Below are 26,045 nucleotides of genomic sequence, written 5' to 3' on the forward strand. Positions count from 1 at the left end.
CCACACCGGGTTGGAATTGCCCCCCCTCCGTGTGAGGCTTAACCCGTGCCGAAGACTGACGAACGACTCGATCTGCGAGACGCCGTGTCCCTCGATCGCCCCTGGATCACCATCGTCTGGGACGACCCGGTGAACCTGATGTCCTATGTCTCCTACGTGTTCCGCAGCTACTTCGGCATCTCCGCCTTGGAGTCCGAGCGCCTCATGCTGCAGGTGCACAACGACGGGAAGGCCGTCGTCGCTTCCGGCAACCGGGAAGCAATGGAACGCCACGTCGAAGCCATGCACGGCTACGGGCTGTGGGCCACCCTCGCCAAGGCCGACGCATGATGCAGTTCATGACGGGCAGCGAGAACGCCGGCAGCGTGACCGCCCGGTTCGAACCCGTCGAGATCGGCCTGTTGCGCCTGGCCGCGAGCCAGCTGATTGACCTGCTGGAGGGCGCCGAAACCCACGCACTCGGCACATCCGGTGACCCGGCCCTGCGTCGGCTGCTGCCGGATGCCTACGCCGATGACCCCGAGGCCGCCGCGGAATTCCGCCGGTTCACCGCCGATGACCTGCTCGAGCGCAAGGTGCGGAACGCCCGGTGCATGCTTGCGACGCTCGGCGAGGAACCGCCCGCCGACATCGCCGACGAACCGAACGACGCCGAGCTACCTGCGACCGCCGACGCGGCCGCATCCGCCGAGGCGCCCGTGATTATCGACCTCGACGCCGACGACGTGCAGTCCTGGCTGCGCACGCTCACCGACCTGCGCCTCACCCTTGCCGAACGCCTCGAGATCGGGCCCGACGGGGTGCCGGCGCGGAGCGCCGACGCGGCACCGTTCCTGAACGACATCTACGACTGGTTCGGTATGGTGCAGGAATCCCTGGTCTACGCGATCGACGTCTGACCTCCCGGATACTCGCAACCTACAGCTCGACCGGCACCGCCAGCAGCGCCGCGTACGCGCGCTTGGGCCCGGCCCCGCCCTGCAGCGAGGAACTCAACCGATCCAGGCTTCGCCGGGCGTCCCCGTCGAGCGCGAGCAGTTCGGCTATTCCGGCCCGAAGCTCCTCAACCGTAGCCGTGTTGGGCGCGAGGGACAGCCCGAATCCGGCCGCTTCGACCGCGGCGGCCCCGGCGAACTGGTCGGTGGAGAAGGGCAGCAGCAGCAGTGGCACCCCCGAGGTCATCGCCTCGGTGACGCTGTTGTTGCCGCCGTGCGACACCGCCAGAGCCGAGCGCGCCAGCACGGTGACCTGCGGCAGGAACGCGCGCACGAGCCAGGAGTCGGGGATCGGCCCGAGTTCCGCGGGGTCGGTGGCACCGGCGGCGACGGCCACCCGCACGTCGAGTGCGGCAAGCGCCTCGGCCACCCGGGCGAGAACATCCCCGCGCACCGACAGGAAGCTGCCGAAACTGACATAGACGATGGGCCGGTCACTGTCGGCGGCGAGCCAGGCGTTCACCTCGTCGTCGGCGGCCTCGTTGCGCACGGCGGAGCCGAGGAACGCGTGCGCCGGCAGCAACTCGCCACGTGCGGTGTCGTGCAGCTCGGCCGGATAATTGAGCAGCAGGATGTCTCCGGACTCCATGAACGCATCCGGGCTCGGCAGCGCGGCCGGGTCGAGAACCCGCAGGGCGTCGTTCCACTGGGTGGTGAACGCATCCCGCACGCTCTCGCAGATCGTCAGGAGTGCGCCGAGGTCGTCGCTGTCGGGCGCGAAGGCGAGCGGCCACTCCGGCGGGAAACCGTAGACCTCCGCGCCCACGGGCAGCGCCGACGGGTGACCGAGCACCACATCGGCGTGACGGATGCCCGCACTCACCAAAGCGAGGCGCGCACTGAACGCCAGGTGATCGACGATCACGTGGTCGGGTTGCACCTCGGCCACGATGAGCTGTACCGCGCGGGCCACCTCCACCGGGTTCCAGAGCAGGTCGCTGCTGCGTGCCTTGGCCTGGAAACAGAGCGTTTCCACCATTCCGAGCCGGGTGGCGTCGAAGAACCCGCGGAGCGCGTCGTCCTCGCCCGTCGGCTGTTCCTCGGCGCGGATCGTGCCGGGGTTCGAGCCGCGGCCCAGTTGCAGGGGTATGCGCTCGAATCCGAACGCGGCCACGATGTCGGCAGTGGCCGAACCGCTGGCCACCACGACGCGTTCGCCGGCCTCCAGCCACGCGGTGCCCAGAGTGGCCAGCGGGAACAGGTGGGAGGCGTAGTCCGGGCTGATGATCAGCAGCGTCATGAAACGCTCACCAGGTACGCGCCCGACTCGTTCGTGTCGGCGACGTCGCGGTAGACCCGGGTCAGCGTCTCAGCCATGGCCTGGATCGTGAAGGAACGCGACACCATTTCCCCGGCCCGGTCCGCGTACTCCGGTCCGAGGGGGCCGGCAGCCAACTCGAGTGCAGCGATGATCCCGCCCGCCAGGGCCGTTTGGTTGCCGGTGTCGACGAGGAAACCCGTCACTGCGTGCTCCACATAGGTGGCCGGGCCGCCGGAATTCGGGGCGACGACGGTGAGCCCGGTCGCCATGGCCTCAAGCAGGGCGATGCCGAATTCTTCCTTCATGCTCGCGCAGACATACGCCCCATTGGGGGCCGCCAGTCCGGGCCGGCCGTACCGGGCCGCGGCCAGCCAGTGCGCCACGGTGTCGTTGGTGCGGTGCCCGGCGAGCAGTAGGCCCTGGTCGGCCGCATTGGCGAGGTCGACGACCGCGGCCATCTGGTCCAGCTGGCTTTTCTCGTCGAGGGAGGGAGAATTCAGGTCCCCGCCGAGGATGAGCAGGTTGCAGCGGGCGCGCAGGTTGGCATCCGCAGCCCACGCCTGAACCAGGGCAGCCATGCCCTTGACGCGGTGCAGGCGTCCGACGGTGACGGCGAGCGGAAGCCCGCGCCGGCTCGGCGGGAGGGTGGTGAGCAGGTCGTCCAGTTCGGCTAGCGCCGCTGCGCCCGCCGCGCCCGCCGCGCTGGTCACGCCGGTCGCCCCGGTCGCGTGCGCGGCGGGCGGGTCGGCCGCGAGTCGGGCATCCGCCAGGGCACGCTCGATCACGGCGAGGTCGATGCCCTCCGCGATCACGGAGTGGCGTTCCGGATGCTGCCGGATATCGATTCCCACAAGGTCGCGCATGTCACGCCGCAGCTCGGGCCTCGGGAAGAGAACGGTGTGCGCGGCATCCGCGGCCAGCCGCTGAACGAGCCGGGCCCGGAACCAGAAGTGCTCGGTCTCGTCGACCGTGCCGAAGTTCGCCCGGGTGAGCACCCCGGAACTGTCGAGGGAGTGGATGACGCTGTGCGGGTCGGGGGCCACCGTGAACACGATCGGAATGTCGAGCTCGCGGGCGACGGTGGAGGCAGCCAGCGTGCCGATGTCGGCCATTCGCAGGTGGATCGCGTCGACGGTGCCGGCGGCGCGCAGAATGCGACGGATGCCGCGCTGCGTCGCAATCCGCCGCGGCCAGGCATCGACCGAGGCGACGGGTTCGCCCAGGAAGGGCACGGTCGCGAAGGCGTGCTCCGCGAGGGAAGACCCGACCTCGGACAGAGAGGTGAGCGCGCCGGCGAAGCTGCCGCGGGAGAGGGTGAGCACCCGTTCCACGGAGCCGCCGCGCTCACTGCCGCCGCTGCCGCTGCCGCCGGAGACGAGCGCGTCGCCCAGGCGCACGAGCAGCGTGGCGATGCCGCCGTTATCGCCGGCTCCCACCTGGCTGAGTTCGCGGTCGATGTCGGCGTGCAGGAAGAGTTGGGCCACCGTCAGCCCCCGGCTCCACGGCGGGCGCGGGTAGGCCGGCACGGTCAAGTCGATCAGGGCGAGCCGGGCCACGTCGGCAAGCACGCCGCTGCCCTGCGACAGGTCGCTCACGATACGGATGTTGGCCTCGTTCGGACCGAGGTCGCCGATGGCCGCGATCGCCGCCGCACGCACCGCGTTCGGCTCGGAGCCGTCGACTGCGACCCGGCGCAGCAGACGTTCGGGGATGCGCCCGGCGATGAGACCCATCGTTTCGACCAGGCGGGCGCGGGCGCCGCACTCATGCACGCCGATCAGGGTGCCCTCGAGGGCGAGCGCCACATGCACCGGCACCGACGAGCTCCACTGCTCCAGCGTGCGCTGGGCGATCATGCCGGAGAAGCCGCCGTCGACCACCATGCTTAGCAGTCCGGAGATCGCCTCGAACCGGGGCAGCCGGGCGCCGAACGCCCAGGCCGTGTGTTCGCGGATGAAGAGGGAGTCGTGGGTGAGCAGCGACACGAGCACGTCATCCGCGGACTCGTCGAACACCTGGCCGAGCGAGTGAATGGCCGCGATCGCGGTCAGCTGGTCGCCAGGGTCGGTCGCCGCCTGCGCGAGCAGGCGCACGGCGCGGATGCCGCCGTCCCGGCTCGCTGCGATGGTCAGGTCGTCGGCGCAGCGAATGCCGTCCAGGATTGACCGGGTCTGCCGCATCGTGTCCAGCGTCGTGTGAGTTCCCACGGTGCCCCCCCTGTCTCCTGCTTCAAGCAGTCCGATCCGAACATACACGTAGCCGATGTCGGAACGCCCTGTGAAATGGAGCAAAATGGTCACATGACACGACGCGCTCCGATCGAAGACATCAACGAAGACAATCTGGTCGTCACGAAGCCGAAGAAGTCCGCGGCCGGAGTGGAAGCGGTTCTGGTGGCGCTCGATCGCGGGTTCGCGCAGGCCGGCGTTCCCCGCACGGCGAAGGCACTGCTGCGCCTCAACCAGCGCGACGGCACCGACTGCCCGGGCTGCGCGTGGCCGGAGTCGCAGGGCCACCGCAAGACCGCGGAGTTCTGTGAGAACGGCGCCAAGGCCGTCGCCGAGGAGAGCACCCTGCGCACCGTGACGCCGGCGTTCTGGGCCGAGCACTCGATCGAGGAGCTCGCCACGAAGACCGAGTACTGGCTCGGCAACCAGGGCCGCATCACGCATCCGGTGGTCATCCGTCCCGGCGACACGCACTACTCCCAGATCTCCTGGAACGAAGCCTTCGAGCTCATCGGCGAGCGGATCCGAGCCACCGTTCCCGACCGTACGGTCTTCTACACCTCGGGACGCACCGCCAACGAGGCGGCGTTCCTCTACCAGCTGTTCGCCCGCTCGATCGGCACGAACAACCTGCCCGACTGCTCGAACATGTGCCACGAGTCCTCCGGAAGCGCCATGAACGCCACCATCGGCATCGGCAAGGGCACCGTTTCGCTCGAAGACATCCACCATGCCGAGCTGATCCTCGTCGTCGGCCAGAACCCGGGCACCAACCACCCGCGGATGCTGTCGGCCCTCAAGGAATGCAAGGACAACGGTGGCCGGGTCGTCGCCGTCAACCCGCTGCCCGAGGCCGGGTTGTTCAATTTCAAGGATCCCCAGTCGGTCTCCGGCCTGATCGGCGATGGCACAGCACTCGCCGACGAGTACCTGCAGATCAAGGTCGGCGGCGACCTGGCCCTGTTCCAGGCCCTCGGCCACCTGCTGCTCGAAGCGGAGGAGCGCGTTCCCGGCTCCGTCGTCGACGCGGAGTTCGTCGCGGCGAACACCCAGGGCCTCGACGAGTACCGCGCCGCCCGCACGACCATCGACTGGGCCGAGACGGAGAAGGCCACCGGGCTCACCGCGGTGGAGATCTCCACCGTCGCGCAGATGATGATCGACTCCACGGCCACGATCATCTGCTGGGCGCTCGGACTCACTCAGCAGCCGCACTCGGTCAACACACTCAAGGAGATCATCAACCTACTCCTGCTGCAGGGCAACTTCGGCAAGCCGGGCGCCGGCGCCTGCCCGGTTCGCGGCCACTCCAACGTGCAGGGCGACCGCACCATGGGCGTCTGGGAGAAGCCCAAGGAATCGATGCTCGCCGCGCTGGACAAGGAATTCGGCATCGAGTCCCCTCGCAAGCACGGCCTCGACTCGGTGGACACCGTCGCGGCCTTCGAGAACGACGACGTCGACGTGTTCGTGTCGATGGGCGGCAACTTCGCCCTCGCCTGCTCCGACACAGTGGCCCTCGAGGCGGCAATGCAGCGCGTGGGCCTGACCGTGCACGTGTCGACCAAGCCCAACCGGTCGCACATCATGCACGGCACGACCTCGCTGATCCTGCCGACGCTGGGGCGCACCGACACGGACGACAAGCACCCGGGTGGTCGCCAGGTGCTCTCGGTCGAGGACTCCATGTCGGTCGTGCGCACCACGCAGGGGCGTCTGGACCCGGTCTCCGAGCACTTGCTCGCCGAGCCCGTCATCGTCGCCCGGATGGCCAGCGCCACCCTCGGCGACGACCACGTGATCGACTGGAAGGCGATGGCCGACGACTACGACGTCATCCGTGACCGCATCTCGCGGGTTCTCCCGGGCTTCACCGATTTCAACGCGCGCCTCAAGACGAAGAACGGTTTCGTACTGCCCAACCCACCCCGCGACACCCGCAGCTTCGCCACCGACATCGGCCGGGCCCGGTTCACGGTCAGCCCGCTCGAGTACCTCACCCCGCCGGCCGGCCACCTGATCCTGCAGACCATGCGCAGCCACGACCAGTACAACACCACGTTCTACGGCCTGGATGACCGCTACCGCGGAATCTCCGGCGGCCGCCGGGTCATCCTGATCCACCAGGACGACGTCACCGAGCTGGGCTTTGCGGACCGCGACATGGTCGACGTGATCAGCACTTTCCGGGGCGAGGAGCGGCGCGCCAACGAGTTCCGCCTGGTGGTCTACCCCACCCCGCGGGGCTGCGCGGCCGCGTATTTCCCCGAGGCGAACGCCCTGATGCACCGCGAGCTCGTGGCCCGGGAGTCGAACACCCCCGGTTACAAGGCCATGTCCGTGCGATTCATCGCCCACGAGGCAGCGAATTCAGCACCGCTGACGTGAGCCGAGGCGTGAACACGGGCGCTGGGGCACAGCGCGTCACCCACTGGTGGCCGCTGCTCTCCGGGCTGGTCACCGTCGCGCTGGCGGTGGGTCTGGGCCTGGTCATCTCCCGGAACGGCAAGCCGTTCGCCCTGGACACGGAGTGGATGATCGCGGTGTCCGGCAATCGGGCACCGGTGTGGGATTCCCTCGCCCTCGTGATGAACAGCCTGGGCGGCGGTCTCACCGCCTCCGTCGTCGTGCCCGGTCTGCTCATCGGCCTGCTCCTGTTCTTCAAGCGCCCGTGGGCCGCGGGCTTCGCCCTCGCGGTAACCGTGGTCTCCGGTGCCGCCGTGCACCTCCTCAAGTGGCTGTTCGGCCGGGCCCGCCCGGTCGAGCTCGACGATCTGTTGGTCAGCGTCGATTTCGGGTCGTTCCCCTCCGGCCATGTCGCCAATGCGGCGACGCTGGCGATAATCCTGGCGCTGCTCTTCCGGTTCTGGTGGGTGTGGCTGGCCGGAGCGCTGTACACGGCGCTGATGATGCTCAGCCGCACCTACCTGGGCGCTCACTGGCTGACCGACACCGTCGGGGCGGCACTGCTCGGCATCGGGATCGCGGTGGTGGTCTGGGCTCCCCTGGCCGTGACACTCGATCGCGAACGCCGACGCAGCCGCGCGTCGCATCCGTGGCGCACGTTCCACGACCGGTACGTCGTCGAGACGTGGGAACGCAATGCCCGGTCCCGCCGCATGCTCCAAGTCACCGCGATCGCCTGCCTGGGTTTCGGCGCCGTCGTCTTCACGCTCACGCTGCTGAGTGTGCAGAGCGGCGGCGGCGTCACCGCGATCGACCTCCCCGTGCAGGAGTGGCTGCTGGAAGCCCGGTCCCCCGTTCTGACGACCGTGATGGTGGTGCTGGCGGTCGTATTCGGGCCGGTCGCGCTGCCCCTGATCGTGCTGGTCGTGTGCGTCGGCTGGGGTCTTCTCACCCGGCACGCCTGGCGCCCCCTGCTGCTCGCCGGTGCCATGGCAACCGGCGTGGTGCTGGCCCAGGTCATCGGACGCACGGTCGGCCGCGAGCGGCCGCCGATCGACCTGATGCTGTACGGCACGGATCTCACGTTCTCGTTCCCCTCCGGCCACGTGCTGGGTGCATCCGACTTCCTGCTGGTGACCGCCTACCTTCTGCTCTCGCGCCGTTGCAGCATGCGGGCCACCACCCTCGGTCTCAGCATCGCCGTGGTCGGCATCGCGCTGGCGGCCCTCAGCCGCCTGTACCTCGGCTACCACTGGACCACGGATGCCCTGGCCTCCGTTTCGATCTCCCTGATAGTGGTGGGCTGCGTGATCACGGTCGACACCTGGCGCACCGGGCGGGTGGTCGAACCCGCGGAGCGCGGCTAGCCGGGGACGCTCTGCGGCGTCCGCTCGCCGCTCGTGATGCGTTCCGCCCCGGCGTAGATCACCATGGAGTCGCCGCGCAGGAACCCGACCACCGTCATGCCTACCTCGTCCGCGAACTCGGCGGCCAGCGACGACGGCGCCGACACGGCGGCGAGCACCGGAATCCCGGCCATCAGCGCCTTCTGCGCCAGTTCGAAGCTCGCCCGGCTCGACACCATCAGCACCGTGCCGGTGAGCGGAAGCAGGTCTTCCTTCAGCGCCCAGCCGATGACCTTGTCGACCGCGTTGTGGCGGCCGACGTCTTCGCGCAGCACCAGCATCCGCCCGGTGGTCCCGTCGAAGAGGGCGGCCGCATGGATGCCGCCGGTCTTCTCGAAAACGTCCTGGGCGGCACGCAAGACCTCGGGGAAGCTCGTCAGGAGCTCTGCGTCGACCTGAAGCGGGTCAGCCGTCACCGGGAACGCCGACTTCGTGCGCACGGCGTCGATGCTGGCCTTGCCGCAGAGCCCGCAGGAACTGGTCGTCAGGAACGATCGCTCCAGGCTCGGGTCGGGCGGTGTGACCCCGGGCGCGAGCGACACGTCGAGCACGTTGTAGGTGTTAACGCCCTCGACGGTGGCGCCGGCGCAGTACCGGGCCGTGGAAAAGTGCTCGTTCCGGGTGATGACGCCCTCCGACACCAGGAACCCGGCGGCGAGGTCGAAATCGTTGCCGGGGGTTCGCATCGTGACGGCGAGGGAGCGGCCGTTCACGCGGATCTCGAGTGGCTCTTCGACCGCCAGCACGTCTTCCCGGCTGGTGGGATTCTCGCCCGCCGTCAGTCGCACGACCTTGCGCCTGGCCGTGATCCTGCTCATCTGGATTCACCCACCGATGTACGACATTTCGATTCTCTTCTTGCCGGATGCGCGCAGCCGGCCGGTCTCGGCGCTGCGCAGCTCCGAATAGCGGTCCGTGCGCTCGCGCCAGATCTGCTTCAGCACCTCGGTCAGCTGCTCATCGGTGCAACCGCCGCGCATCAGGGCACGCAAGTCGTGCCCCTCGGTCGCGAACAGGCAGGTGAACAGCTTGCCGTCGGTGGAGACCCGCGCCCGCGAGCAGGAATGGCAGAACGACTGGGTGACACTGGAGATCACGCCGATCTCCCCCTCGCCGTCGCGGTAGCGCCACCGGCGGCTGGTCTCACCGGTCTTGTTGGGGGCCACCTCCTCGAGAGGCAGTTCAGCGTTGATGCGGGCCACGACCTCGGCCGAGGGCACCACGTCACCCATCTCCCAGCCGTTGCTCGAGCCCACGTCCATGAACTCGATGAACCGGAGGATGTACGGGGTGCCTTTGAAGTGGCGCGCCATGGCAACGATGTCCTGATCGTTCTGCCCGCGCTTGAGCACCATGTTGATCTTGATCGGGCCGAGCCCGACCGAGTGGGCCACGTCCAGGCTGTTCAACACCTTGGCGACCGGGAACTTCACGTCGTTCATGGCCCGGAACGTGGCGTCGTCGAGCGAATCCAACGACACCGTGACGCGCTTCAGCCCGGCGTCCTTCAGAGCCCGGGCCTTCAGCGCCAGCACCGAACCGTTGGTGGTCATCGCGATGTCGATCGGGCGGCCGTCCGGGGTGCGGAGCGCCGCCAGCATCGCCACCAGTTCCTCGATCCCTTTGCGCAGCAACGGCTCACCGCCGGTGAGGCGGATCTTCTCGACCCCGTGCGCCACGCTGATCCGCGCCAGCCGGGTCATCTCTTCGAAGGAGAGCAGTTCGTCGCGTTCCATGAAAGCAAAGTCCTTGCCGAAGACCTCTTTGGGCATGCAGTACACGCAGCGGAAGTTGCAGCGGTCGGTGACCGAGATGCGCAGATCGTGCAGCGGGCGTTGGAACTGATCAATCATGTCTCCACACTAACCGCCGCCCTCCGCGGCAACAGTCCTTCGGGACGGTGACAAATGCCCGGCCTCAGCAGAACAGGGCATCCGACCCGGGCGAACCGCGGGCCGGATGTCCTGTTACCGGTCGAACGCGCTTACTTGATGTACTGGTTCGGGTTCAGCACGTATTTGATCGACTTGCCGGCGTCGAACTCGGCGTAGCCGCGCGGGGCATCGTCCAGGCTGATCGCCTGAGCGTTGACGGCCTTCGCGATCTGCACCTTGTCGTGCAGGATCGCCATCATCAGCGACCGGTTGTACTTCATCACCGGGGTCTGACCGGTAGCGAAGGACAGGGACTTGGCCCAGCCGAGGCCCAGCCGGATGGACAGCGAGCCGACCTTCGCCGCCTCGTCGACCCCGCCCGGGTCACCCGTGACGTAGAGGCCCGGGATGCCCAGGCCACCACCGGCGGCCGTGACCGTCATCAGCGAGTTCAGCACCGTGGCCGGACGCTCCGTTCCGGCATCCTTGCCGTGGCCGCGGGCCTCGAAGCCGACCGCGTCCACGCCGCAGTCGACCTCGGGCACACCCAGGATCTGCTCGATCTGATCCTGCGGTTCGCCCTTCCGCAGGTCGATGGTCTCGCAGCCGAAGCTGCGGGCCTGCGCCAGCCGCTCCTCATTGAGGTCGGCGACGATGACGACGGCGGCCCCGAGCAGCTGAGCGGATGCCGCCGCGGCCAGACCCACCGGGCCCGCTCCGGCGATGTATACGGTCGATCCGACCCCGACGCCCGCGCTGAACGCTCCGTGGAAGCCGGTCGGGAAGATGTCCGAGAGCATGGTGAGGTCCATGATCTTCTCCAGCGCCTGGTCCCGGTCCGGGAACTTCAGGAGGTTCCAGTCCGCGTACGGCACCAGCACGTACTCGGCCTGGCCGCCGACCCAACCGCCCATGTCGACGTAGCCGTAGGCGCTGCCCGGGCGGTCGGGGTTGACGTTGAGACAGATTCCGGTTTTGCGCTCCTTACAGTTGCGGCACCGGCCGCAAGAGATGTTGAACGGCACCGAGACGATGTCGCCAACCTTGATGAACTCGACGTCGGGTCCGCATTCGACCACCTCGCCGGTGATCTCGTGGCCGAGGACGAGGTCCGACGGCGCGGTCGTGCGCCCGCGAACCATGTGCTGGTCCGAGCCGCAGATGTTGGTGGTGACCGTGCGGAGGATGACCCCGTGCGGCACCTTGCGGCCCACGTTCGCCGGGTTGACACCCGGTCCGTCTTTCAGCTCGAAGGTCGGGTAGTCGATGTCGATGACCTCGACGACGCCCGGGCTCTTGTAGGCAACTGCTCTGTTCCCAGTCATGAAGTACCTTCCTAGTTCCTGTTTGCTTCCCTCACAGCGAGACCCGTCGGGCCGCGCGAGACTGCATCGAAATTTCTAGTTGGTGCCTGTTTCACATCTAGAGGACTACATTGCGGCCTGAAATTCAAGGGGTGTGCTCAGATGACTGTTTTGGGTACACACCGGGCGCTGCCAACGCCTACCGTGGAAGCATGGCCATTCCCCCTCTTGTCGAGCCGATCGCCCGCCTGAGCGGCGCCGAATCCGTTCGCACCGCCCGCCAACGCCGTCTGCCCCAGCTCAACGAGCTCGGCCAGCGCCGCCTCGCCAACGCCCGGGTGCTCGTGCTCGGCGCCGGCGGGCTGGGGTCCCCCGCGCTCATCTACCTGGCCGCGGCCGGCGTGGGAACGATCGGCATCGTCGACGGCGACGACGTCGAACCCAGCAACCTGCAACGCCAGATCGTGCACGGCCAGGCGGATGTCGGACGCCCCAAGGTGGCCAGCGCCGCCGAATCGATCGCCCAGATCGCGCCGGAGGCCGTGGTCGTGCAGCACGCCGAACGGCTCGACGCCGGCAACGCCGCCGCGATCATCGGCGGTTACGACGTGGTCATCGACGGCACCGACAACTTCCCCACCCGTTTCCTGGTCAACGACACCTGCGCGGCCCTGGGCCTGCCACTGGTCTGGGCATCCGTTCTCCGTTTCGACGCCCAGCTGTCGGTGTTCTGGGCCAGCCCACCGGCCGAGAGCGGCCTCACCGGGGTGCATCTGCGCGACCTGTTCCCGACCCCGCCCACAGAGGGTGAGGTGCCCAACTGCGCCGAAGCCGGCGTGCTCGGCGCGCTCTGCGGCCAGGTGGGCTCGCTGATGGCCACCGAGGCGATCAAGCTGATCGCCGGTATCGGCGCTCCGCTGATCGGGCGCGTGCTCGTGATCGACGCGCTCTCGGGCCGTTTCACCGAAGTGCCCCTGATCGGCACCGGCATCGCCGCCGCCGACCCGAACCCGGCAGCGACCCTCGCCGCCGCCCGCGGCTCCGCTCGGGCCGCCACCGCTGGGGCCTGGTCGACGCTCACCCCGGTGGAGCTCGTGGCCCGGCTCACTGCCCGCGCCGAGGGAACCGACCCGTTCGTGCTGGTCGACGTGCGCGAGCCCGACGAGCACGCCGAGAGCGCCATCCCGGATGCCGTCCTGCTGCCTCTCGGCGACCTGCTCACCGAGGCCGGAATGGCCACCCTGCCGCGGGACGTGCCGCTGGTGCTGCACTGCCATCTGGGGCCGCGGGCCGAACGCGCCGCGATGGCCCTGGACGCGGCCGGCTTCACCGGCCTCACCCTGCTCGCCGGCGGGATCGTCGCCTGGGACGTTGCCGTCGCCGCACGCACGGCTCCCGGCCGGGGCAGCAAGTGGGCCGGCGACGCCGTGTCCAACGAATCGACGACCACAGCGGGGAACTGACCATGACGGGGAACACGCACGAGCACGCCCACGAGCACGACGCCGACGCTTGCGCCGTACCGGTCTCGGCCCGCAGCGTCGCCGACCAGCTCTCCTTCGTGCTCGCCGCGGTCGCCCCGCTGCCGCCCGTGCTGGTCTCGCTTGACGAGGCGCTGGGCCTGATGCTGGCCGAGGATGTTCGAAGCGCCACGGACACACCTCCCTTCGACAACTCGGCCATGGACGGCTATGCCGTCCGGCGCGCCGACCTGCTTCAGGCCTCCGCCGAGCACCCGGTGACGCTGCCGGTGGTCGCCGACCTTGCGGCCGGAACCAGCCAGAACCCGCACCTGGAGACCGGGCAGGTGGCCCGGATCATGACGGGGGCGCCGCTCCCGGACGGGGCGGATGCCGTGGTTCCGATCGAAGACACCGATCAGGGCATCGACACGGTCACCGTCGTGCGGGCGCCGCAGCCGGCAGCGCACATCCGTCGCGCCGGCGAAGACGCCCACGCCGGCGACACCGTGCTCACCCGCGGCTCGGTGCTCTGGCCGACCCGGGTTGCCGCGGCCGCCAGCGCCGGAACCTCGTCGCTCCGGGCGCACCCGGCTCCGCGCGTGGCCGTGATCTCCACCGGGAGCGAGCTCGTCACCCCCGGCGAACCCGCCCGGCGCGGCCAGATTCCCGACTCCAACTCCTACCTCCTCGCGTCGGCCGTCACCGCCGCCGGTGGGGTGCCGATCCGGCTCGGCGCGGTTCCCGACGACGAGAACACGCTCCGCAGCCTGCTGGCCAGCCTCGCCGGCACGGTCGACGCCATCGTGCTCTCCGGCGGGGTGAGCGTCGGCGCCTACGACATCGTCAAGGCCGTGCTCGCCCCGCTCGGCACCGTACGGTTTGGGCCGGTCAAGATGCAGCCGGGCAAGCCTCAGGGTTTCGGCCGCTGGCCGGCCGACGACAATGCAGTCGAGGGACCGCTCATCTTCGCCCTCCCCGGCAACCCGGTCAGCGCCTTCGTGTCGTTCGAGGTGTTCGTGCGGCCGGCCCTGCGCCGCCTCGGCGGGCACATCGACCTCTTTCGCCCCACGATCTCGGCGACCGCCGGGGAGAGCTGGGACTCCCCGCCCGGCCGTGCCCAGTACATGCCGGTGACCCTCGAGGGCGTGGGAATCCGCAGAGTGGTCCGCCGGTCCGCCGCGGGTGGGTCGGGATCCCACCTCGTCGCCGGGCTTGCTCAGGCCGTCGGGCTGGCCATCGTGCCGGAAAACGTGACGCGGATTGCCGAGGGCGACCGCGTCACTGTCATGCTGTTGACATGAGCATCCGCGACCTGTCCGCACACCCCTTCACGCATCTCGACTCTTCCGGCCAGGCCCGCATGGTCGACGTCACCGAGAAGCAGCCCACCGTGCGCAGCGCCACCGCCGCCGGCTTCGTGGCCTGCGGACCGACGGTCATCGCGGCCCTTCGCGACGGCAGCACCCCCAAGGGCGATGTGCTCGCCGTGGCCCGCATCGCCGGCATCCAGGGTGCCAAGAAGTGCGCCGACCTGCTCCCCCTCGCGCATGTGATCGGGGTGCACGGCGCCGCCGTCGACCTCGTCATCGAAAACACCGGGGTGCGCGTCACGGCCACCGTGCGCACGGCCGACCGCACCGGCGTCGAGATGGAGGCGCTGACCGCCGTGTCGGTCGCCGCCCTCGCCGTGGTCGATATGGTCAAAGGCCTCGACAAGTCCGTTTGGATCGAGAACGTGCGCCTCATCACGAAGACCGGAGGGAAGTCCGGCGACTGGCACCGCCCGAACGAGTAGCGATGACCCGAGCAGCCATGAGCGTCGACCTGATCGTGCTGGCGGGCGGGCGCGCCCGGCGCCTCGACGGCGCGGTCAAGCCCGCGGTCGAGGTGGCCGGGCGCACGCTGCTCTCCCGGGTGCTGGACGCCCGCGGTCTCGCCCGGAACGTTGTCGTGGTCGGGCCGGAGGAGGCCCGTGCGGCCGTCCCGGACGACGACACGGCCGAGCTGACCTGGACGCTCGAAGATCCCCCGTTCGGCGGCCCGGTCGCCGGCATCGTGGCGGGACTCGCGGCGCTCGAGCACGCGACCGCGTCCGGGCCTGCGGACTGGGTGCTCCTGCTGGCCTGCGACCTGCCGTGGGCAGCGGATGCCGCCCGCCTACTGGTGCCGGCGGCGTCCGACCCGGGGCTGCCGGCATCCGTTCACGGCCTGCACCTGGTCGACGCGGGCGGCCGCGCGCAGTGGCTCGCGGGGATCTACCGTCTGGCGCCGCTGCGGGCGGCCGCGCACCGGCTCGGCGCCGACGCCCACGGCGCCAGCATGCGCGGACTGCTGGCCCCGCTCGAGCTGCGGGGCGTCCGCGACCAGAACGGCAAGGGGAGCGACGTAGACACATGGCAGGATGTGGAGAGGAGTTCCGCACTGCTGACCAGCACCCCACCGCGGAGCAATCCGACCGCGGAGCAATCCGACCGCGGAGCAATCCGATGAGGAGTGATACCCAATGAGCGCCTCGACCCCGCTTCCCCCTGAGGCTCTCGCCGAGTGGCTGGTGGCCCTCGCCGCCGCACTCGGCCTGGATCCGGCCGACATCCCCGTGGGCACGCTGCTCGACGTGGCCCGCGACGTGGCCCACAACGTGGCCCGGCCCGCCGCCCCGCTGAGCACGTTCCTGGTCGGTCTGGCCGCCGCCCGGAACGGCGGCACACCCGCCGCCATCGAGGCCGCCAGTGCGCTGGCCACCCGGCTCGCCCTCACCTGGCCGCCGGACCAGCCGGAGGTGACACGCTGATGGCGACCATCCGTTTCTTCGCCGCGGCAGCCGAAGCCGCCGCCGCCGACGCGGCCGCGATCGATGCCGCCACCATCGGCGACTTGCGCGCCCAGCTCACCAGCCTCTACGGCGACGAGTTCGAGCGCATCCTCGGCCGGTGCTCCCTGCTCGTGAACGGCACGCGGGCGACGGATGACACGGTGCCGCTCTCCGGGAGCGACACCGTCGACGTGCTGCCGCCCTTCGCCGGCGGCTGACGCCCGCCGATTTCGGTTCTGTACGACCGAATCATTTTTCACGGCGTTCACGCGTTGTCGCATTTCCGCTGTACCGCGAGGGTGGAAGCTACGCGGGCCTGGTGCCCGGCAGCAACCAGCCGAGGAAGTCCATGTCAGTCGCAACGTCCCCGCAGTTCGCCTCGAAACTCAAACCGGATCTGTCCAACTGGGACCCGGAGAATGACGAGACCTGGGATCCGGGGCTCGCCTGGCGCACCCTGTGGATCACCACCTTCAGCCTGACTCTGAGCTTCGCGGCCTGGTACCTCGTCAGCGCGATCGCCCCGCGTCTGAACGACATCGGCTACTCCCTCGCACCCAGCCAGCTGTACTGGCTCGTCGCCCTCCCCGGGCTCGCCGGCGGCCTGCTGCGCCTGGTCTTCATGTTCCTGCCGCCGATGATGGGCACCCGCAACCTCGTCGCCATGTCGTCGGCCCTGCTCATGATCCCGATGCTCGGCTGGACCCTCGCCGCCCGGGACACGTCGACGCCGTACTGGGTGCTGCTCTCCCTGGCGTTCGCGGCCGGCATCGGCGGCGGAACCTTCTCCGGTTTCATGGCATCGACCAGCTACTTCTTCCCCAAACGCCTCGCCGGTACGGCTCTGGGCCTGCAGGCAGGCCTCGGCAACTTCGGCATCGGCCTGATGCAGCTGATCCTGCCCTGGGTCGTCGGATTCGGTCTGCTCGGCACCGCCGCCCTCACCCCCCAGAGCAGTGCCGACGGTGACCTCGTCTGGCTGCACAACGGTGGGCTGGTGCTCATCCCGTGGGCTCTGCTTGCCATCGTCCTGGCGGTGATGTACCTGCGCCGGGTGCCGATCACGGCGAACTTCCGCCAGCAGATGGACATCTTCCAGGTCAAGCACACCTGGATCATGACCGCCATCTACCTGATGAGCTTCGGCGCCTACAGTGGCCTCGCCGCCCAGATGGGCCTGATCATCCTCAACGTCTACGGCGACTTCCCGGATGCCCCGAACCCGCTGGCCTTCGCATTCATCGGCCCCGTCCTCGGCGCCCTGGTGCGGGCGGCGAGCGGCCCGTTCTGCGACAGGTGGGGCGGCGCGATCTTCACGTTCATCGGTGGCCTCGGCATGGTGGCGGGAACTGCCCTCACCGCCTTCTTCCTCACGCCGACCAGCGTGGACGAGTTCTGGGGCTTCCTCACCGGCATGTTGATCATCTTCTTCTTCGCCGGGCTGGCCAACGCCGGCACGTTCAAGCAGATGCCGATGATCTTCCCGAAGCGTCAGGCCGGCGGAGCCATCGCCTGGACCTCCGCCATCGCGGCCTTCGGACCGTTCGTCGTGGGCATCTCGCTCACCATGATCAGCCCGACCGCGTTCTTCGCCGGCTGCGCCGTGTTCTGCGTGTTCTGCACCTGGCTCGCCTGGTTCTACTACGCCCGCAAGGGTGCGCCCTTCCCCAGCTGATCGATCTGCCGGAGCGGAGTACGATCCCCGCATGGAACAGCTGCACTTCACGATTCGGATCGACGCTCCGGTACACGCCGTCTGGAGCACGATGCTGGACGCGTCGACCTACCGGGACTGGACCCGGGCGTTCCATGAGGGTTCCCACTACGTCGGAAGCTGGGCGGAGGGCAGCACGATCCGCTTCCTCGCCCCCGGCGAGGATGCTTCCCACAGCGGGCTGGTGGCCACGGTCGTCGAAAACCGGCTGGACGAGTTCATCTCCCTGGAAATCCACGGTGCTGTCTCCCGGGGCATCGACGACACCACGAGCGCTCACGCGCGGCGGTTCGCGGGCGCGCACGAGGACTACTCCTTCAGCGAGTCCGACGGGGTGACCACACTCGTGGTGACCGTCGACACCGACGAGGAATTCACGGCCATGTTCGCTGCGGATTGGCCCCGCGCCCTCGCGCGGCTCGCGGAGCTCGCCGAGGAACGGGCCGCCACCGCCGACTAGCTGCCCGAATCCTGCCAGCCGTGGGCGATGAAGGGGTCGGACTGGGAGTTCCGAGCCCCGAACGGGGCGGAGCGGGTGGTCGATGCCCGATCCGCACCAGCGCTGCTGCCCATCCGGCGAGGGCTGTGGCCAACTCAGGAGATCCGTCCGGCCGGGCCGAACATCCACACTGGTTCCGCACTGATCCGTGGCGGCCGGTGCATGCCGGCAACGGATGTCCTGAGTTGGCCACACACACACACACACACGCTCGCGCGACCGGGCCTAACCCGCGGAAGAGTCAGGGGAGCCAGAATCTCCGCCGAGTGGACCCGCGAGGTTGCCGCCGGCGTGGGCGCCGACAGCTCCGTGACCGACTGAGTTCAGGCCGGCTCAGTCGTCGTCTTCGCCCCCGGCGGGCGCCGGTGCTCCCCCGGCCTCGGACCAGACGGCCGCCGCCCCGCTGTGACCGATGCGCACGGCCTGCACGATGGTTCCCATGGCGGCGCCCAGCGCGGCCACGGCCAGCACGATGGCCACCCACTTCGGGGTGCGGGCGACGGATGTCCGGCCGCCGACCTCCCGGTAGTTCCACCAGAGCAGAACGGCAGCGACCACGGCCAGGGCGGCAACCCGGGGCAGCAGCCCGTCGGCCAGCTCGGAATGGGTCTCGACCAGCGCGGTCTCAGTGACCCGCTCTCTCAGCGCCTCCCCGGATTCGCGCGCCAGCGGCACGAGAACGAGTGCGGCCAATGCGAGGATCAGCGGCAGGAACTTCGCCCACCGGCGAAACCGGGGCCAGAGGGCCGCGACGACGACGACGAGGGCGGCCGTGGGAACGACGACCGCGGTCGCGTGCACCACGAGGGGGTGCACAGGCAAACCGAAGATGGTGTCGAGCAGCGCATCGAACATGTGTCTCCTTCTGGGGCATCCTCAGGCACGAAATTGGACCCGCACTGGCAATGCCAGGCACCGGAGCGGAACCCCGCCATACAGCGCAGGCTTCGCCTACCAGCCCGAGTGCGGCGGGATCAAGACGCCCTCGATCGCCTGCAGGCGGCCTGGCGTGCGCGCTGGCTAGCCCTTCGGGCCGCCCAGGTGCCGGCGGCCTGCATCATCCGTTACCCCTGCGCGACCCGCTCCCCCGGCTGCATATGGCGGCTGCGGGTCGCGCACCGGCGTCGACGTCCCTGGGATCTTCGGCTAGCGGCGGCCGCCCACCTTTTCGCGGGTGTCCCTCGGTAGTTCGCTCTTCTCCCAGCCACGGCGGGCCTTCTGGGAGCCCGCACCGCGGTGGCCGTCCCGCGAGCGGTAGACGATGTAGGGACGCACGAAGTAGCCGAGCGGCGCCGAGAATACATGCACCAGTCGGGTGAAGGGCCACAGCAGGAAGAGCATCGTGGCGGAGAGCACGTGCAGTTGGAAGAAGAACGGCACGTCGCTCATCAGCGCCGGGTCCGGCTGAAAGGCGTACAGGCTGCGGATCCACGGTGAGATCGACCCACGGTAGTCGTAGCCGGCGCCGAGCACCTGGTAGAGCACGGTCGCCGTCGTGCCGAAGGCGATGGTGCCGGCGAGGAACAGGTACATGACCTTGTCCATCACGGTCGTGACCAGCTTGACCCGGGCGACCAGGCGGCGACGGATCAGCAGGATGGCGAGGCCGGCGATGGTCAGCACCGCGGCGACGCTGCCCAGCCAGGTGGCCCCGAGGTGGTAGATGTGCTCGGTGACGCCAAAGAACTCGAGCCACGGTTTGGGGATGAAGAGTCCGACAATGTGACCGCCGAAGACCATCAGGATGCCGTAGTGGAACATGGGCGAGCCCCAGCGGAGCCACTTGTTCTCGTAGGTCTGGCTCGACCGTGAGGTCCAGCCGAACTGGTCGAACCGGTACCGCAGAAGGTGGCCGACGATGAAGACCCCGGCGGCGGCGTAGGGGAACGCCACCCAAAGCAGAATGTCGAGCGGATTCATACCCGTACTTCCTCGCTGTTCGCGCCGGACGGCGAGAACGGTTTGAGATTGCCCAGGAAGGTCATGCCGACCGTCTCGGTCGGCGGACCCTCGTTCACCAGGTTGAGGTAACGCTGACGCGTCTCCTCGTCGATCTTCGGGAGAGACAGGGAGACCGCCTCCACAATGTGCGCGTAGGGGCTCGGCACGGCCTCGAGTGCCATGCGGAGCACCTCAATCCCGTCGCGGTGCGCGGCGAGCAGTTCCTGTGCGATCGGCGAGTCGCTCCGCGCGGAGAATTCGAGCACCATCGGCAGGTAGTCGGGCAGTTCGTCGGCGGCGACCTCCCAGCCCGCGGCACGGTAGGCCTCGACGAAGCGCACGAGCGCCATGCCGCGGCGACGGGTGTCCCCGGCCGCAAAGTAGCTCAGGTACGGGCAGCACTTGCGCTTGAGGTCGAAAGTGGCCGTGAAGTGGATCTCCAACTCCTGCTGCGTCATCGCATCCGCTTTCGTCAGGAACGCCTCGAAGGCGTGGCGGAGCGGATCCGGCAGCAACGCCACCGACGCGGCGACAGCACCGAAACGGGCCCGTCGCTCCTGGCTGGGGTAATCCAGCAGAATGGATGCCGCCATGTGCGCCATCCGGCCGTCCTCCGCGGACAGAGGCAGCGCCGTGACCTTGCGGGTCGGGAGCTTCGGCAGCCTCATGCGGGACTCCCGGAGGCCTTCGGCGGGAACATGCCCTCCGGCACGCCGCCGCCGGTCCAGTTGAGCAGGTTGACCCGGCCGGGCGTGGTGGGCTTCGTGCGTTCGGAGCCCTTGCCGACCATCTCGTTGTAGTTGTCGACGGTCGCGTTCAGCGGCATCCCGGGGGTCTTGCCATAGGGGCCTGCCGCCGTGGCGACGCTGGGGCCACCCATACCGGGGCCGCCGTCGGTGTCGAGCGAGCAGGCGAGTTCCTCAAGCTCACGCGCCGTCTCGACGTGCGCCTTGGGGATGACGTAGCGATCCTCGTATTTGGCGATGGCCAGCAGGCGGTACATGGCCTCGATCTCGGGACCGGTCATGCCGACCGCTTCCGGGATCGACTCGTCGCGGTCGCGGCCCAGGTTGATGTCGCGCATGTACGACCTCATGGCGGCGAGCTTCCGCAGCGAGGACTCGACGGGAACGACGTCTCCGGCCGAGAACAGCCCGGCGAGGTATTCCACCGGGATGCGGAGCTTGTCGATGGCGGCGAACAGGGTGCGGGCATCCTCACCGTCGTTGTTGGTGGTCGAGATGACGTCGACCACCGGGGACAGCGGGGGGATGTACCAGACCATCGGCATGGTGCGGTACTCCGGATGCAGCGGCAGAGCCACCTTGTACTCGGAGATGAGCTTGTAGATCGGGCTGTTCTGGGCCGCGAGGATCCAGTCGTCCTCCATGCCTTCGGCCTTCGCCGCGGCGATGACCTCAGGGTCGAACGGGTCGAGGAAGCAGGCGCGCTGGGCATCCAGCAGGTCGTGCTCGTTCTCGACCGAGGCCTGCGCGAGGACCGCGTCGGCGTCGTAGAGCATCAGGCCGAGGTAGCGCAGCCGGCCGACGCAGGTCTCCGAGCAGATCGTGGGCTTGCCCTGCTCGATCAACGGGTAGCAGAGCGTGCACTTCTCGGCCTTACCCGTCTTGTGGTTGAAGTAGACCTTCTTGTACGGGCAGGCGGAGACGCACATGCGCCAGCCGCGGCATCCGTCTTCGTCGACGAGGACGATACCGTCCTCCTCGCGCTTGTACATGGCGCCCGAGGGGCAGGCCGCGACGCAGGCGGGGTTCAGGCAGTGCTCGCAGATGCGCGGCAGGTAGAACATGAAGGTGTTCTCGAACTCCATCTTCACGTGCTCGCTCATGGTGGCGAGGATGGGGTCGTCTGCCGCGGTCTCCTGCGAGCCGCCGAGGTCGTCGTCCCAGTTGCCGGACCACTTGATGTCCATGTTCTGGCCGGTGAGCAGCGACTTGGGCCGGGCGACGGGGCTTTCCGTGCTCAGCGGAGCCTTGGTCAGCATGTCGTAGTCGTAGGTCCACGGCTCGTAGTAGTCGTCGATCACCGGGAGGTCGGGGTTGTTGAAGATGGTGGCGAGGCGCTTGATGCGGCCACCGGAGCGCAGTTTCAGGCGTCCGCGCTTGTTGCGCTGCCAGCCGCCCTTCCACTTGTCTTGGTCTTCGTAGCGGCGCGGGTAGCCGACGCCGGGCTTGGTCTCCACGTTGTTGAACCAGACGTATTCGACGCCGGTGCGGTTGGTCCACACCTGCTTACAGGTGACCGAACAGGTGTGGCACCCGATGCACTTGTCGAGATTCATGATCATCGACATCTGAGCCATTACGCGCATTTAGTACTCAACCTCCTGGCTGCGTCGACGGATCACGGTGACCTCATCGCGTTGGTTCCCGGTCGGGCCGAGGTAATTGAAAGCGAAGGACAGCTGGGCGTAGCCACCGATCAGGTGACTCGGTTTCAGCAGGATCCGGGTGAGCGAGTTGTTCGTGCCACCGCGCATGCCGCTCGTCTCGGCGATCGGCACGTTGATGGTGCGGTCCTTCGCGTGGTACATGTACACGGTGCCCTCGGGCATCCGGTGCGAGACGACCGCACGGGCCACGACGACGCCGTTGCGGTTGTAGGACTCGATCCACTCGTTGTCGCGCACGCCGATCTTGTCTGCGTCCTGCGGTGACATCCAGATGGTGGGCCCGCCGCGGGACAGCGACAGCATCATCAGGTTGTCCTGGTACTCGGAGTGGATCGACCACTTGGAGTGCGGGGTGAGGTAGCGCACGGCCACCTCGGCCCGGCCGTTCGAGCCGGTCGCGCCGGTGGACGAGGTCGACCCGACGATGGAATCATCGAACAGGCGGTGCATGTCCAGCGGCGGCCGGAAGATCGGCATGGTCTCCCCCAGCTCGATCATCCAGTCGTGGTCGAGGTAGAAGTGTTGCCTCCCGGTGAGGGTGTGCCAGGGCTTGAGGTGCTCCACGTTGATCGTGAACGCGCTGTAGCGTCGGCCGCCGTGCTCGCTGCCGGACCATTCCGGGGAGGTGAGTACCGGGACCGGGGCACCCTGCACATCCGGGTAGGAGAAGCGACGGCCCTCGTTGTCGCTGGCCAGGTGCGCCAACTTCTGGCCGGTGCGCTCCTCCATCCTGCGGAAGCCTTGCGTACCGAGCCGTCCGTTGGTGGTGCCGGAGAGCGCGAGCACCATTTCGCAGGCCTGGATGGCGGTCTTCAGTTGCGGCCGTCCGGCGGCGGGGCCGCTCTCGACGAGCCCGTTCTTCTTCGCCAGGTAGGCCACCTCGACGTCGGGGTTGAACTTGACGCCCTTGGTCATCATGCCGAGCTTCTCGGTCAGCGGGCCGAGGGCACCGAGCCGCGCGGCGAAGGCCGGGTAGTCGCGTTCGACCACGACCAGTTTGGGCATGGTCACGCCGGGCACCAGCACCTGGTCGTATTCGACGATGCCGTGCGGGGCGCTCATCGCATCCGGGGTGTCGTGCAGCAGCGGAACGGCGACCAGGTCCTTCCGCACTCCGAGGTGCTCCACGGACATCTCGGAGATCTTCTCCGCGAGGATGTGGAAGATGTCGAAATCGGTCTTCGCCTGCCACGGCGGGGCGATCGCCGGGTTGAACGAGTGGATGAAGGGGTGCATGTCGGTGGTTGACAGGTCGTTCTTCTCGTACCAGGTGGCCGGCGGCAGCACCACGTCGCTGAAGATGGTGGTGCTCGTCATGCGGAAGTCGCTGGTGACCATCAGGTCAAGCTTGCCCTCGGGGGCGGTCTCGTGCCATTTCATGGTCTTCGGGCGCTTCTCGGGCGGCGATTCGGGGGCGCGAACGGCGTTCTTGGTGCCCAGCAGGTGCTTCAGGAAGTACTCGTTGCCCTTGCCCGACGAGCCGATCACGTTGGCCCGCCACACGTCGAGGATGCGCGGGAAGTTCTCCGGCGCATCCGGGTCCTCGATGGCGTACTCGAGGGTGCCGTCGCCGAGGGACTCGACCACGTACTGGGCCGGGTCGACGCCCGCCCGGACCGCGTCGTCGACGAGGTCGAGCGAGTTGCGGTTGAAGGTGGGGTAGCCGGGCATCCAGCCGCGCTTGGTCGACTCGACCAGGCAGTCCGCGGTGGTGCGGCCGGCGAAGGTGCCTGCGCCGAGCGGGCTGGACAGGGTGTCGGCGGCGAGGCCGTCGTAGCGCCACTGGTCGGTGGCGAGGTAGAAGAAGCCCGTGCCGATCATCTGGCGGGGCGGGCGCACCCAGTCCAGGCCGAACGCGTACTGGCCGTAGCCGGTGAGTGGGCGCACCTTCTCCTGGCCGACGTAGTGAGCCCAGCCGCCACCGTTGACGCCCTGGCAGCCGGTCATGGTGGTCAGTGCCAGGAAGGCCCGGTAGATGGTGTCGGAATGGAACCAGTGGTTGGTTCCGGCACCCATCAGGATCATCGAGCGTCCATTGGAGTCTTCGGCGTTCTGCGCGAACTCGCGGCCGATGCGTTCGGCGGCCTGCATCGGCACCGAGGTGATGCCCTCCTGCCAGGCAGGGGTACCGGGTGAGGTGGCGTCGTCGTAGCCGGTCGGCCAGACACCGGGCAGGCCGGGCCGGCCGACGCCGTACTGCGCGAGCAGTAGGTCGAACACGGTGGTGACCAGCTGGCCGGCGACCATCCGCACGGGGACGCCGCGACGGATGATGCCCGCACCGCCCGCGTGCTGCTCTCCGATCTCGTCGGTCTCCGGAGCAACGTCGAACCGGGGCATGTCGATGGCGACGGACGCCTGGTCGTAGTCGGGCGCGTCGGCGATGGACAGGAGCGGGTCGACACCCTCGAGGTCGAGGTTCCATTTGCCGACGTCGGTTTCGGAGAAACGGTGCCCGATCGAACCGTTGGGCACGACGACCTCGCCGTCGTGGCCCAGAAGCACCGGCTTGAACGCGGCGCTGGCGACCGTCGGGGCCAGGCCGGGCAGGGCATCCGCGGTCACGAACTTGCCGGGCACGTACGCGTCGCCGCGCCTGGTGAGGCTGATCAGGTAGGCGGAGTCGCTGTAACGCTTCATGTAGTCGACGAAGCGGGGCGTGCGGCGGTCGACCAGGAATTCCTTGAGCACGACGTGGCCCATGGCCAGCGCGAGCGCGCCGTCGGTGCCGGGGTGCACGGCCAGCCACTCGTCGGCGAACTTGGAGTTGTCGGCGTAGTCGGGCGAGACGGTGATGACCTTCTGGCCCTTGTAGCGGGCCTCGACCATGAAGTGCGCGTCGGGCGTGCGGGTGACCGGCACGTTGGAGCCCCACATGATCAGGTAGGAGGAGTTCCACCAGTCTGCCGATTCCGGCACGTCGGTCTGGTCGCCGAACACCTGCGGGGACGCCACGGGCAGGTCGGCGTACCAGTCGTAGAACGAGAGCATGGTGCCACCGAGCATGGAGATGAACCGGTTGCCCACCCCCTGCGAGACGATCGACATGGCGGGGATCGGCGAGAAGCCGGCGATGCGGTCGGGGCCGTACTTCTTGATGGTGTGCACGTGGGCAGCGGCGACGATCTCGGACGCCTCGTCCCAGCTGGTGCGCACCAGGCCGCCCTTGCCGCGGGCGCTCTTGTAGGCGCGGGCGCTCTCGGGGTCGCCGGTGACCTCCGCCCAGGCGAGCACCGGGTCGCCGGTGCGGGCCTTCGCCGCACGGAACAGGTCGAGCAGCACGCCGCGCACGTAGGGGTACTTGACCCGGGTCGGCGAGTAGGTGTACCAGCTGAAGGCGGCGCCGCGGGGGCAGCCGCGGGGCTCGTATTCGGGTGAGTCGGGGCCGACGGAGGGATAGTCGGTCTGCTGGGTCTCCCAGGTGATGATGCCGTCCTTGACGTACACCTTCCAGGAGCAGGAGCCGGTGCAGTTCACGCCGTGGGTGGACCGCACCTCTTTGTCGTGGGTCCAGCGGTCGCGGTAGAACGAGTCGGCGTCGCGGCCGCCCGTAAGGAACACGGATCGCAGGTCGGGTGAGGCCTTGCCTCGACGCAGGAACCGCCCGAGCTTCAGGATCGTGTCGTCGATGGGGCCGTCGATGCCGGGCTTGGCCGGCCGGGTCGTAGCCGGCTTCGAGAAAGCCGAATTCTTGAGTGTTTTCACAACGTACCCCTTGCACTGCCCGGG

Annotated in this window: 22 protein-coding genes; 12 read left to right on the forward strand and 10 right to left on the reverse strand. The window is 68.7% G+C overall.

Annotated elements, in window-relative coordinates; genetic code table 11:
• Window positions 1-45 precede the first annotated feature (45 nt).
• Both clpS and E3N94_RS01575 read left to right on the forward strand, forming a co-directional pair.
• Complete coding sequence (clpS, locus tag E3N94_RS01570) at window positions 46-330, forward strand: ATP-dependent Clp protease adapter ClpS (protein ID WP_233191428.1); 285 nt, start codon at window positions 46-48, stop codon at window positions 328-330.
• The gene (locus E3N94_RS01575) at window positions 327-899 is read left to right on the forward strand and encodes a DUF2017 family protein (RefSeq protein WP_104101316.1); all 573 of its coding nucleotides are present in this window, start codon (window positions 327-329) and stop codon (window positions 897-899) included. The genes clpS and E3N94_RS01575 overlap by 4 nt, the downstream gene beginning before the upstream one ends.
• A 19-nt stretch (window positions 900-918) precedes the next feature.
• Here E3N94_RS01575 and E3N94_RS01580 read toward each other — a convergent pair whose 3' ends face one another.
• Both E3N94_RS01580 and E3N94_RS01585 read right to left on the reverse strand, forming a co-directional pair.
• Window positions 919-2,235: a glycosyltransferase gene (locus tag E3N94_RS01580; RefSeq protein WP_134569656.1), complete on the reverse strand. Its 1,317-nt coding sequence runs from the start codon at window positions 2,233-2,235 to the stop codon at window positions 919-921.
• Window positions 2,232-4,463, reverse strand: coding sequence for a glycosyltransferase (locus tag E3N94_RS01585; RefSeq protein ID WP_134415160.1), 2,232 nt, complete (start codon window positions 4,461-4,463; stop codon window positions 2,232-2,234). Before E3N94_RS01585 ends, E3N94_RS01580 begins: the two co-directional genes overlap by 4 nt.
• A 93-nt stretch (window positions 4,464-4,556) precedes the next feature.
• On the opposite strand from E3N94_RS01585, the gene E3N94_RS01590 reads away from it, so the two are divergent.
• Both E3N94_RS01590 and E3N94_RS01595 read left to right on the forward strand, forming a co-directional pair.
• Entirely contained in the window at window positions 4,557-6,872 is a 2,316-nt protein-coding gene (locus E3N94_RS01590; protein ID WP_104101320.1) for an FdhF/YdeP family oxidoreductase, read from the forward strand.
• 8 nt (window positions 6,873-6,880) lie between these two features.
• Entirely contained in the window at window positions 6,881-8,257 is a 1,377-nt protein-coding gene (locus tag E3N94_RS01595; protein ID WP_233191429.1) for a phosphatase PAP2 family protein, read from the forward strand.
• Here E3N94_RS01595 and fdhD read toward each other — a convergent pair.
• From fdhD to fdhA, 3 genes are all read right to left on the reverse strand, one after another.
• Window positions 8,254-9,114: a formate dehydrogenase accessory sulfurtransferase FdhD gene (gene fdhD, locus E3N94_RS01600; RefSeq protein ID WP_134401485.1), complete on the reverse strand. Its 861-nt coding sequence runs from the start codon at window positions 9,112-9,114 to the stop codon at window positions 8,254-8,256. The genes E3N94_RS01595 and fdhD overlap by 4 nt on opposite strands.
• Before the next feature lie 6 nt (window positions 9,115-9,120).
• Window positions 9,121-10,149 (reverse strand): GTP 3',8-cyclase MoaA, encoded by a 1,029-nt coding sequence (gene moaA, locus E3N94_RS01605; protein ID WP_134342182.1) that lies wholly within the window; start codon window positions 10,147-10,149, stop codon window positions 9,121-9,123.
• A 131-nt stretch (window positions 10,150-10,280) separates the two neighbouring features.
• Window positions 10,281-11,495, reverse strand: a complete 1,215-nt coding sequence (gene fdhA, locus E3N94_RS01610) for a formaldehyde dehydrogenase, glutathione-independent (RefSeq protein ID WP_104101328.1) — start codon at window positions 11,493-11,495, stop codon at window positions 10,281-10,283.
• A 191-nt stretch (window positions 11,496-11,686) separates the two neighbouring features.
• On the opposite strand from fdhA, the gene E3N94_RS01615 reads away from it, so the two are divergent.
• The 8 genes from E3N94_RS01615 (at window position 11,687) to E3N94_RS01650 (ending at window position 17,923) form a co-directional block, all read left to right on the forward strand.
• Window positions 11,687-12,937 carry a ThiF family adenylyltransferase gene (locus tag E3N94_RS01615; protein ID WP_134342181.1) on the forward strand — a complete coding sequence of 417 codons (1,251 nt, stop codon included), beginning with the start codon at window positions 11,687-11,689 and terminating at the stop codon, window positions 12,935-12,937.
• Window positions 12,938-12,939: 2 nt separating this feature from the next.
• Window positions 12,940-14,238 carry a gephyrin-like molybdotransferase Glp gene (glp, locus tag E3N94_RS01620; protein ID WP_134342180.1) on the forward strand — a complete coding sequence of 433 codons (1,299 nt, stop codon included), beginning with the start codon at window positions 12,940-12,942 and terminating at the stop codon, window positions 14,236-14,238.
• Window positions 14,235-14,732, forward strand: a complete 498-nt coding sequence (moaC, locus tag E3N94_RS01625; RefSeq protein WP_104170175.1) for a cyclic pyranopterin monophosphate synthase MoaC — start codon at window positions 14,235-14,237, stop codon at window positions 14,730-14,732. The genes glp and moaC overlap by 4 nt, the downstream gene beginning before the upstream one ends.
• A 2-nt stretch (window positions 14,733-14,734) precedes the next feature.
• Window positions 14,735-15,427 (forward strand): NTP transferase domain-containing protein, encoded by a 693-nt coding sequence (locus E3N94_RS01630; RefSeq protein WP_198416239.1) that lies wholly within the window; start codon window positions 14,735-14,737, stop codon window positions 15,425-15,427.
• Between the two features lie 13 nt (window positions 15,428-15,440).
• Window positions 15,441-15,728, forward strand: a complete 288-nt coding sequence (locus E3N94_RS16705) for a DUF6457 domain-containing protein (protein ID WP_174776112.1) — start codon at window positions 15,441-15,443, stop codon at window positions 15,726-15,728.
• A complete protein-coding gene (locus E3N94_RS01640) occupies window positions 15,728-15,967 on the forward strand; it encodes a MoaD/ThiS family protein (RefSeq protein ID WP_134401484.1) in 240 nt (79 codons plus the stop codon). Before E3N94_RS16705 ends, E3N94_RS01640 begins: the two co-directional genes overlap by 1 nt.
• Before the next feature lie 131 nt (window positions 15,968-16,098).
• On the forward strand, window positions 16,099-17,424 hold the full coding sequence (locus tag E3N94_RS01645; RefSeq protein WP_104101344.1) for an MFS transporter: 1,326 nt from the start codon (window positions 16,099-16,101) through the stop codon (window positions 17,422-17,424).
• Between the two features lie 31 nt (window positions 17,425-17,455).
• Window positions 17,456-17,923 (forward strand): SRPBCC domain-containing protein, encoded by a 468-nt coding sequence (locus E3N94_RS01650; RefSeq protein ID WP_104101347.1) that lies wholly within the window; start codon window positions 17,456-17,458, stop codon window positions 17,921-17,923.
• 372 nt (window positions 17,924-18,295) lie between these two features.
• Here E3N94_RS01650 and E3N94_RS01655 read toward each other — a convergent pair whose 3' ends face one another.
• The 5 genes from E3N94_RS01655 to E3N94_RS01675 form a co-directional block, all read right to left on the reverse strand.
• Entirely contained in the window at window positions 18,296-18,817 is a 522-nt protein-coding gene (locus tag E3N94_RS01655; protein ID WP_134569657.1) for a DUF2231 domain-containing protein, read from the reverse strand.
• 291 nt (window positions 18,818-19,108) lie between these two features.
• Window positions 19,109-19,882, reverse strand: coding sequence for a respiratory nitrate reductase subunit gamma (gene narI / locus E3N94_RS01660; RefSeq protein ID WP_104194627.1), 774 nt, complete (start codon window positions 19,880-19,882; stop codon window positions 19,109-19,111).
• Entirely contained in the window at window positions 19,879-20,571 is a 693-nt protein-coding gene (gene narJ / locus E3N94_RS01665) for a nitrate reductase molybdenum cofactor assembly chaperone (RefSeq protein WP_104101355.1), read from the reverse strand. The genes narI and narJ overlap by 4 nt, the downstream gene beginning before the upstream one ends.
• Complete coding sequence (narH, locus tag E3N94_RS01670; protein ID WP_104101357.1) at window positions 20,568-22,235, reverse strand: nitrate reductase subunit beta; 1,668 nt, start codon at window positions 22,233-22,235, stop codon at window positions 20,568-20,570. The genes narJ and narH overlap by 4 nt, the downstream gene beginning before the upstream one ends.
• Window positions 22,236-26,021, reverse strand: a complete 3,786-nt coding sequence (locus E3N94_RS01675; protein ID WP_134569658.1) for a nitrate reductase subunit alpha — start codon at window positions 26,019-26,021, stop codon at window positions 22,236-22,238.
• Between the last annotated feature and the right edge of the window lie 24 nt (window positions 26,022-26,045).

The sequence above is a fragment of the Cryobacterium sp. Sr3 genome (genome assembly GCF_004402835.1).
GTDB classification, from domain to species: Bacteria; Actinomycetota; Actinomycetes; order Actinomycetales; family Microbacteriaceae; genus Cryobacterium; species Cryobacterium sandaracinum.